Origin of the sequence: Polycladidibacter hongkongensis (assembly GCF_001561995.1) — a bacterium.
Classification (GTDB): Bacteria; Pseudomonadota; Alphaproteobacteria; order Rhizobiales; family Stappiaceae; genus Pseudovibrio; species Pseudovibrio hongkongensis.
Genome location: NZ_LLWC01000015.1, coordinates 22,465 through 31,449, shown reverse-complemented (window position 1 = coordinate 31,449; position 8,985 = coordinate 22,465). Strand labels below are relative to the sequence as shown.

Genomic DNA, 8,985 nt, shown 5'->3' with positions numbered 1-8,985 from the left:
GGGACAGGTCGTAAGAACGGCTAGCCTCGGCCACCGTCGTCTTGCCCTGCAGGATCTCAATAACAAGCGCCGATTTGCGCTTCGCTGTCCAACGCTTGAAACCGTCTTCCAATGTCTCACTCATCGCTACCATTTTCCTCACTGTAGCATGAGCAGGAACTCACTGGGTCACTACAACTTTACGCTCTTGACCTTTGTAGACCTCGGTTTGAAGGTCTGCGATTATCGCCGCTTTGTCAAAGAGGCGGCCGGAGGCACCAATTTCGAAAAAGCAATCGGAAAGCAAGACATCAAGACGCTCTTTATCCTTACGCACTGACAAAGATAACAGCTCTTCCTCAAGTGCGACAAGTTCCCTCAGCACCGAGGGGTCATTTAGCTTTTGCAGATTGGCTGGCACGTGCGCGCCAGCATCTTCAGTTGTGGCGCCATCTTTCAAATCGGCCTCCAAGAAAAAAACCATAAGAAGGGCGATGACGATAGTAATAATGTGTATCGCGTCTGGAAAGATATTTGGCGCGACAGTTACCTGAGACCTTTCAAAGAAAGAACTCAAGTAAACCGCAAGAGAATTTGCAAACACAACGCATATTGTTCCGACTATGGTGAAGAGAAAAAACTCTGGGAGTTTGATTAGTGATTTGCGTTCCCTATAAATTGTCATGGAAATGAAAAAAGAAAATCCCCCAACTAATCCCCATGTAGAATTCGAGAAACCAAAGGTCAGCGTTATAGTTTCTAGCCACAAAAGCCCCCAGATCAGCACTGAAACCTGTATGTAGATAAAATATATCCCGCAAAAATACTGGAAAAAGAATTTTAGATTCGATCGATCAATATGCACTGGCTAGCTCATAATCTGAAAAGCCCTAGCCTAACCCCCATAGGTGTATTGGTAAATAACCCCCGCCCTATCACTTATGCCTAGCAAGCTTTAGGCGGGCTTCACGTTCCATATCGATTTTAAGCTGTAGATCGGCGATTTGGCGCATGATGCCTTTGCGCTCCGCCTTATCTGTCACTTGGGCCAGCTGCTCGTTGAGTTGGTCGACTTGCTTTTTTAGCTCGATTTCTTGCGGCACCGCCCCATTCTCAGCCATCATGCGGTAGAGGAACTCTTCCATCGGGTCCACGTGCGGATTGCGCTTTGGCAGGGGTTTGCCTGCGCCCTCAAGATCTTCAAAGAGCCCTTCGCTTTGCGCTTTGGCAATTTGCTGCTCTATGAGCAGATCTAGTCCATTCATTCAAGTGATCCAGTTCTGTTGTTTGATAGCGGTGTGATGCACTACATCATATGGGATTTTGGGCTAAGGCTAACAAGCGCGTAGTTCCCCCAAGCCGAACCAAGAGGAACCTGCAAGCTATGAGGGAGCGCCCCTAAAAAAAAAACCGGGCACATGGCCCGGTCTTCGTTTTTTGCTTAGCCGCCGAAGTCATCAAGCATGATGTCTTCACGCTCCACGCCCAGATCAAGCAGCATGTTGATCACAGAGGAGTTCATGATTGGCGGGCCACACATGTAGTATTCGCAGTCTTCCGGCGCGGCGTGATCCTTCAGGTACTCATTGTAAAGTACGTTATGGATAAAGCCGGTGTAGCCGTCCCAGTCATCATCTGGTTGCGGATCGGAAAGTGCCACGTGCCATGTAAAGTTCGGGAACTCTTTGGCCAGCTGATCGAAATCTTCAACGAAGAACATTTCTTTCTTGGAGCGGGCACCGTACCAGAAGGTAATCTTGCGGTCACGGTTTTCCAAACGCTTGAGCTGGTCGAAGATGTGCGAGCGCATAGGCGCCATACCGGCACCACCACCGATGAAAACCATTTCCTTATCAGTTTCGCGGGCGAAGAACTCACCGAACGGGCCAGAGATCGTCACCTTGTCACCCGGCTTCAGGTTAAAGATGTAGGAGGACATTTTACCAGCCGGAATGCCAACCGAGCCCGGCGGCGGGGAGGCCACGCGCACGTTCAGCATGATCATACCCTTTTCATCAGGGTAGTTGGCCATGGAGTATGCACGCTCGATCGGCTCGTCAACAACAGAGTCGTATTGCCAAAGATTGAACTTGTCCCAATCTTCGCGGTACTGCTCTTCGATATCGAAGTCGGTGTATTTCAGCTTGTGGGCTGGCGCTTCGATCTGGATATAACCACCAGCGCGGAAGTTTACATCTTCGCCCTCTGGCAGATCCAGCACTAGTGCCTTAATGAAGGTCGCCACGTTTTCGTTGGAGCGAACAGTACACTCCCACTTTTTCACGCCGAACACTTCTTCCGGTACTTCGATTTTCATGTCTTGCTTCACAGCAACCTGACAGGAAAGACGATCGCCGCATTTAGCTTCGCGCTTGGTGATATGGCTTTCTTCTGTCGCCAGAATAGAGCCGCCACCTTCGTGCACTTTCACCCGGCACTGAGCACAGGTGCCGCCACCGCCACACGCGGAGGGCACAAAGATTTTCTGATCTGCCAGTACAGAGAGCAGCTTGCCACCTGCCGGGACTGAGAGGGTCTTCTCACCATTAATCTCGATGTTTACGTTGCCAGAGGAAACCAGCTTTTTTCGTGCCATCAGGATGATGCTGACAAGTGCTAGAACGATCAGGATAAAGAGGGTAATACCCGCTGAAAACTCAATCATGTTTCAGCTCCCCTTACAGTTTGACGCCAGAGAAGGCCATAAAGCCCATGGCCATCAAACCTGCAGTAATGAAGGTGATGCCAAGGCCTTGCAGACCGTCTGGAACGTCGGAGTATTTCAGTTTTTCGCGCACGCCAGCCATAGCGGTAATCGCCAATGCCCAACCAAGACCTGAGGATACGCCGTAAACGGACGCCTCTGCGAAATTGTAGTCGCGCTCCATCATGAACAAAGAGCCACCCATAATGGCGCAGTTCACGGTGATCAGCGGCAAGAAGATACCAAGCGCGTTGTAGAGCGAGGGGACATACTTATCGAGCACCATTTCCAGAATCTGGACGATAGCAGCGATAACGCCGATAAAGCTGATGAGGGCCAGAAAGCGCAGATCGACTTCCGGCAATCCTGCCCATGCGAGCGCCCCCTCATTCAGCAGGGTGTTGTAAAGCAGGTTGTTTACCGGGATCGTAATGGCCTGAACCACAACAACAGAGATACCCAGACCAAGAGCTGTCTCAACCTTCTTGGAAACGGCAAGGAAGGTACACATGCCGAGGAAGAAGGAGAGCGCAAGGTTTTCAATAAAGATCGCCTTGACGAAGAGAGATACGAGACCTTCCATGGCTTAGTGCGACCCCTCGGATTCCATGATTTTAAAATCGCGCTTTTCGACCTGCGCAGGCTTCCATGTTCGGAACGCCCAGATCAACAGACCGATGACGAAGAAGGATGATGGTGGCAGCAGCAGCATACCGTTTGGCACATACCAGCCACCGTTATTCACGGTTTCCAGAATCTGGACGCCAAACAGAGAGCCAGAGCCGAACAGCTCGCGGATGGTGCCAACCAGCATGAGAATGAGGCCATAGCCAAGACCGTTGCCGATACCGTCGAGGAAAGACGGGATTGGCGGGTTCTTCATAGCGTAGGCTTCTGCGCGGCCCATCACGATACAGTTGGTAATGATCAGACCAACGAAAACCGCAAGAGTCTTCGAGATTTCGAAGAAGTACGCCTTGAGCACCTGATCAACAAGGATCACGAGAGACGCGATGATCACCATCTGGATGATAATGCGAACAGAAGACGGGATCTGGTTGCGGATCAACGAGATGAAGAAGTTTGAGAACGCTGTCACCAAGGTTACCGCGATGGCCATAACCAGCGCCACCTTGAGCGAGGATGTTACCGCCAGCGCCGAGCAAATGCCGAGCACCTGAAGGGTAATCGGGTTGTTATCGACAAGCGGATCAATCAGCATAGATTTGTCTTTAAGTGCCATCTTATGCCTCTCCCTTCTTCAAGTTTTCGAGGAAGAGCTGAAAGCCCTGCTCGCCCATCCAGAATTTGACAAGGTTGTCGACACCGCGGGAGGTCAAGGTTGCTCCTGCCAATGCATCGATGTGGTGCTTGTCGGCATCCGGGCCCATGGTTTTGGAAACGGTGATGCGCACATCGCCATCGCTGCCATAAACCTTTTTGCCCGGCCATTGCGCAATCCACTTTGGATTTTCAACCTCGGCACCAAGGCCCGGGGTTTCACCATGCTGGTAGAAGCGTAGGCCATAGACGTCGTTGCCATCGGCGTTTAGCGCGAGGAAACCATAGAGTGTGGACCAGAGGCCATAACCGTGAACCGGTAGGATGATACGCTCGATATCACCGGCGTCATCGCGGATCAGGTAAACGGAGGCCAGCTTTGCCTGCCGCTTGATCGATGCAGGATCGTTGGTGAGGCGGACAGAGCTTTCCGGATCTTTTGAGGCTTTGCGCTGATCGTAAGTGACAGCGTCAACCTCAGAAGAGAATTTACCGGTTGCCAGATCTACAACACGTGGCTCTACCTTGGCAAAGGTCGCCTCTACGTCGATGCCGTCCTCATAGAGGCCTGCAACTTTTAGGATGTTGACCTTCTTGTCGAGGGTCTTGTTCAAGGTTTGTTGCGGTTTAAGCGCGACGGCAGCTGCCGAAACTATCATAGCGCAAAGCAAACACAGGACGACGGTGATTGCGATGGTGCGCGGCGCAGAATCCAGCGGCATCGCCATGAAGCGCGCCCATAGGCCCTGCTTCGGGGTAATTTCAGGATTGGCCTTAAGCATGGCGCTGCATCCTCCGCTTGATGTTGGCCTTGACGACGAAGTAGTCGATGAGCGGCGCGAAGATGTTGGCAAACAGGATCGCAAGCATCATACCCTCGGGGAATGCCGGGTTGATGACACGGATCATCACACACATGAAACCAATCAGGGCGCCGTAGATATAGCGGCCAGGGTTGGTCATTGCGGCGGTTACCGGCTCTGTCACCATGAAGACAAGGCCGAAGTAGAAACCACCGGTGACAAGGTGCCAGTACCACGGCATGGCGAACATCGGATTGGTTTCAGATCCAACTGCGTTAAGCAGCACAGAAAAGCCGATCATGCCAGCAAGGCAGCCCAGGATGAGACGGTAATTGGCAATACCTGTGGCCACCAAGAACAGCATACCGAGTGAGATCGCGATGACCGAGGTCTCGCCAAATGAGCCTTGAACCGTACCGACAAACGCATCCATCCAGCTGATGCCATGCGCCGCAAGGCCTTCAACACCGTCAGTGGCGGTGATGCCGAGCGCGGTTGCGCCAGAGAACCCGTCAACGGGCGTCCAAACGGTGTCACCTGTCATGGAAGCTGGATAGGCGAAGTAAAGGAACGCACGGCCTGTCAGCGCAGGGTTGAGGAAGTTTTTGCCGGTGCCGCCGAATACTTCTTTACCCAAGACAACACCAAAGGCGATGCCAAGAGCGACCTGCCACAGTGGTGTGCCTGCGGGCATAATCAAAGTGTAAAGCATTGAGGTAACGAAGAAACCTTCGTTGACCTCATGGCCGCGCACGGTGGCGAAGATGACTTCGAAAATACCACCCACTGCCAAAGTGACGATGTAGATTGGCAGGAAGTAGAGTGCACCGTGAATAACATTCAGCAAGATGTTATCGGGGTTAAAACCAATACCGATCATGTGCAGCAAAGCAGCGCGCCAACCGCCAGCTTCATAGGAGCCAACGGCAGAGATCGCTGTGTTTACTTGGTAACCGGTGTTGTACATACCCATAAGGATGGCCGGGATGGTGGCCAGCACCACGTAGGTCATCACGCGCTTAAGATCCATATGATCGCGCGCATGCGGGGCAACGGAGGTTACGGTTTTTGGGGTGTAGAGGAAGGTATCCACCATCTCGTAGATGGCGTAGAACTTCTCATACTTGCCGCCTTTTTCGAAGAGCGGCGCCAGTTGGTCGAGCTTATTGCGCAATCCCACGATCAGCCCTCTTTCTCGATTTTTTCAAGGTTGGCACGCAGGGCCGCGCCGTACTCGTTCTTCGAATGGCAGATGAAGGTGCATAGAGCCAGATCTTCTTCATCCAGTTCCAGTGCGCCCAGTTTCTGCGACATGTCGGTATCCAGTACCACCAGCGCCCGCAGTAGCTGCGTCGGCAAAACGTCTAACGGCATGATGCGCTCAAACGTGCCAAGCGGCACGATCGCACGCACCGATCCGTTGCGGTTGGTGCCAAACGGGAACCTTAGCGAACCGCGGAACAGGCTGGATGGGTGAACATTCAGGTTTGACCACTTGGACATGAAGGGACGGACCCAGCCAAGTACATCTTGCTTGCGATCCTCGGCCATCAACGTCACTTGGGTGTGATAGGCACCAAGAAACGCAAATTGATCGTGCGCATGGCGACCAGACAGCACCGAGCCAGAGAGGACACGCGCCTCAAGAGCGCTGAAAAATTCGCCTTTCATCAGGCTGGAAAGGTCTGCGCCAACACGAGTGGTGACAAGGCGTGGATTGGTTGCCAGCGGACCGCAAATGGCGACTGTGCGGCGGGTATCCACTTTACCTGTCAGGAACAGGTTGCCGATAGCAATGACATCCTGATAGCCGATGTGCCAAACGGTTTTTTCGGCATGCACGGGATCAAGGAAGTGAATGTGCGTGCCGGCAAGGCCAGCAGGATGCGCGCCGTCAAAGGTTTCATAGCGCACTTTGTTGCTATCTACCTGAGGCAGGCTGTCCTTGGAATAATGACAGACGAAAGTTGGGCCATCGCTCAGCTTGGAAACAAGCTGCAAACCAGCAACGAACGCATCGGCATTCGCGGCGATAATCACACCTGCGTCAGCGGCCAATGGATTTGAGTCCATTGCGGTGACAAAGATGGAGTTTGGCTTTTCGCCCAGCACCGGCACTTTTGAGTAAGGTCGGGTGCGGAAGGCATTCCATGCGCCAGACTTGGCAAGCTGTGCGGCGACAACCTCTGCATCTAGACCATCTAGATCCGCTTTGGCGTAGCTGTTAAACGCCACCGCTTTTTCTTCGCTATCAAGACGAATTACAACGGTTTCGAGTACACGGCGCGGACCTCGATTGATCGCCTCGACGACACCGGCACCCGGCGCCACAAAGTTTACATCTGGAGAGCGCTTGTCGATAAACAATGGCTGACCGAGCTCTACATGATCACCTTCGGCGACCAGCATACGCGGCTTCAAGCCATTAAAATCCCCACCATTTACAGCGACGCGCCCCACCGCAAGACCTTGCTCGATCTCTTGGCGGGGAGCCCCCGTTATTGGCAGGTCTAGGCCTTTTTTGATCTTCATCCCTTGCCCTGTCACAGCGTGGGATCTCTTTTACGGAAGAGCCCACCACTTTTCTTCGGAACCTGCATTTAGTTCGATCAGGCTGTTGGCGAGATCTTGCAGATTCGGTGTGAGTTGCCGAAAAAGCCCTCAAAATGATGGGATTGCAGCTGCCGTTCGCCGATGGCTGGCCCCTGCTGCTTGCCTACACTTTTCTTTATCGACACTTGGTGCCGTGCGCGTATGGGTCGCAAATGGCATATCGCCTCGGACATTCCGCCACACGAAATTTTACGGGGCAATAACCCGTGTAGCTGATATTTTCAATAGAAATTGATTCAGGATTGGTTGAATTTTGGCCAAAAATCACTGTTCCTTGCGGTTTTGCAACCAGTGTTTTTTTTAGGGCTAAAATGCAGTGGAGGTCGAGAGCACAAAAATGTGCCTTGATCAACGTGCACAAAGAGATCCACCCATCCAAGAGAATCTTGGCAAAGGCTGGGCAAATGCGCGTATATATCAGTGGTTTTAACTTGTAGTTACAAGGCAGCAGTGGCACATAGAGCCAGATTATCGCGCCAAAACCGCAGGACACTCCTGTAAACATGGCTTGCAAACCCTAGAGACGAGATTATGCGTTTTATTCTTGCGATCATCGCTGTGATTGGCCTTGCCGCTTGTGAGGAAACATCAAGTACACGCGAGCAGATCAGCCTTGCTGGCACAACGATGGGCACCACCTACTCAATCAAAGCGATTGTCGCGCCGGGCAGCCTTTCCGCAAAGAAGCTGCAAGCAGAGGTTGAATATGGCCTTAAGTTGGTCAACAACGCCATGTCCAATTGGGTACCAACATCAGAAGTCGAACGGTTTAACAAATCCCGTTCTACCGAATGGCTGCCTATTTCCGGCGATTTGAGCAATGTGATGCAAGAGGCGTTGATCATCCATAGCAAGAGCGGCGGTCGTTTTGATGTGACACTCGCGCCGCTGATTGACCTCTGGGGATTTGGGCCTTCTAAAGAAACAGCTGCGCGCCCTAGCGATGCGCAAATTCGCGACGCGCTGTCATCTGTTGGCATGAACACTATGCTGGAATACGAGAGTAACCCGCCGGCGCTGCGCAAGGTCAATCCCGAAACCACGATCAACCTCTCCGCGATTGCAAAAGGTTATGGCATTGACAAGATGGCGCAGGTTTTGCGGGACAGCGGCTTTACCGAGTTTCTCGTAGAAATTGGCGGGGATCTGTATGCACAGGGGCAGAATGCCCGTAACCAGTCATGGATCGTAGGAATCGAGCGCCCAGACCAAGCCTTGCAGCAAGTTGAAAAGCTTGTGCGCCTGAGCGATCAGGGCATGGCCACCTCTGGAGATTATCGCAATTACCGGGAAGTTGACGGCAAGCGGGTTGCGCATATTATTGACGCCGTTACCGGCGAGCCGATTTCACATCGCCTTGCTTCGGTCACAGTTATTGCGCAAAACGCGACCAAGGCAGATGGCTGGGCGACCGCCATTTACGCGCTAGGCGAGGAACGCGGGATGGAAGTGGCCGAGCAAGAGGGTCTGGCTGTGTTCATGATCGTGCGCGATGGCACTGGATTTAAGCAGATTACCTCCAGTGCGTTTTCTGCGCTGGAAGTTAGCAAGTAACGAAGAAACCCCAAGTTTTGGGCGCTGTTCGGCAGCGCCGGATGGAAGCAA

9 protein-coding genes are annotated in these 8,985 nt (G+C 52.6%); 1 reads left to right on the top strand and 8 read right to left on the bottom strand.

Features of this window, described 5'->3' with window-relative positions; translation table 11 throughout:
* Positions 1-160: 160 nt before the first annotated feature.
* From AYK82_RS06430 to AYK82_RS06395, 8 genes are all read right to left on the bottom strand, one after another.
* A complete protein-coding gene (locus AYK82_RS06430; protein ID WP_156453280.1) occupies positions 161-844 on the bottom strand; it encodes a nuclear transport factor 2 family protein in 684 nt (227 codons plus the stop codon).
* A gap of 70 nt (positions 845-914) precedes the next feature.
* Positions 915-1,244 (bottom strand): DnaJ family domain-containing protein, encoded by a 330-nt coding sequence (locus tag AYK82_RS06425; RefSeq protein ID WP_068312911.1) that lies wholly within the window; start codon positions 1,242-1,244, stop codon positions 915-917.
* 176 nt (positions 1,245-1,420) lie between these two features.
* Entirely contained in the window at positions 1,421-2,644 is a 1,224-nt protein-coding gene (nqrF, locus tag AYK82_RS06420) for an NADH:ubiquinone reductase (Na(+)-transporting) subunit F (RefSeq protein WP_068312905.1), read from the bottom strand.
* Positions 2,645-2,657: 13 nt separating this feature from the next.
* A complete protein-coding gene (gene nqrE / locus AYK82_RS06415) occupies positions 2,658-3,266 on the bottom strand; it encodes an NADH:ubiquinone reductase (Na(+)-transporting) subunit E (RefSeq protein WP_068312904.1) in 609 nt (202 codons plus the stop codon).
* A gap of 3 nt (positions 3,267-3,269) precedes the next feature.
* On the bottom strand, positions 3,270-3,926 hold the full coding sequence (locus tag AYK82_RS06410; RefSeq protein WP_068312903.1) for an NADH:ubiquinone reductase (Na(+)-transporting) subunit D: 657 nt from the start codon (positions 3,924-3,926) through the stop codon (positions 3,270-3,272).
* 1 nt (position 3,927) lies between these two features.
* Positions 3,928-4,746, bottom strand: coding sequence for a Na(+)-translocating NADH-quinone reductase subunit C (locus AYK82_RS06405; RefSeq protein ID WP_068312901.1), 819 nt, complete (start codon positions 4,744-4,746; stop codon positions 3,928-3,930).
* Positions 4,739-5,947 (bottom strand): NADH:ubiquinone reductase (Na(+)-transporting) subunit B, encoded by a 1,209-nt coding sequence (locus AYK82_RS06400; protein ID WP_068312898.1) that lies wholly within the window; start codon positions 5,945-5,947, stop codon positions 4,739-4,741. Before AYK82_RS06400 ends, AYK82_RS06405 begins: the two co-directional genes overlap by 8 nt.
* A 2-nt stretch (positions 5,948-5,949) precedes the next feature.
* Complete coding sequence (locus AYK82_RS06395; protein WP_068312896.1) at positions 5,950-7,299, bottom strand: Na(+)-translocating NADH-quinone reductase subunit A; 1,350 nt, start codon at positions 7,297-7,299, stop codon at positions 5,950-5,952.
* A 612-nt stretch (positions 7,300-7,911) separates the two neighbouring features.
* On the opposite strand from AYK82_RS06395, the gene AYK82_RS06385 reads away from it, so the two are divergent.
* Positions 7,912-8,934, top strand: a complete 1,023-nt coding sequence (locus AYK82_RS06385) for an FAD:protein FMN transferase (protein WP_068312889.1) — start codon at positions 7,912-7,914, stop codon at positions 8,932-8,934.
* Positions 8,935-8,985 lie beyond the last annotated feature (51 nt).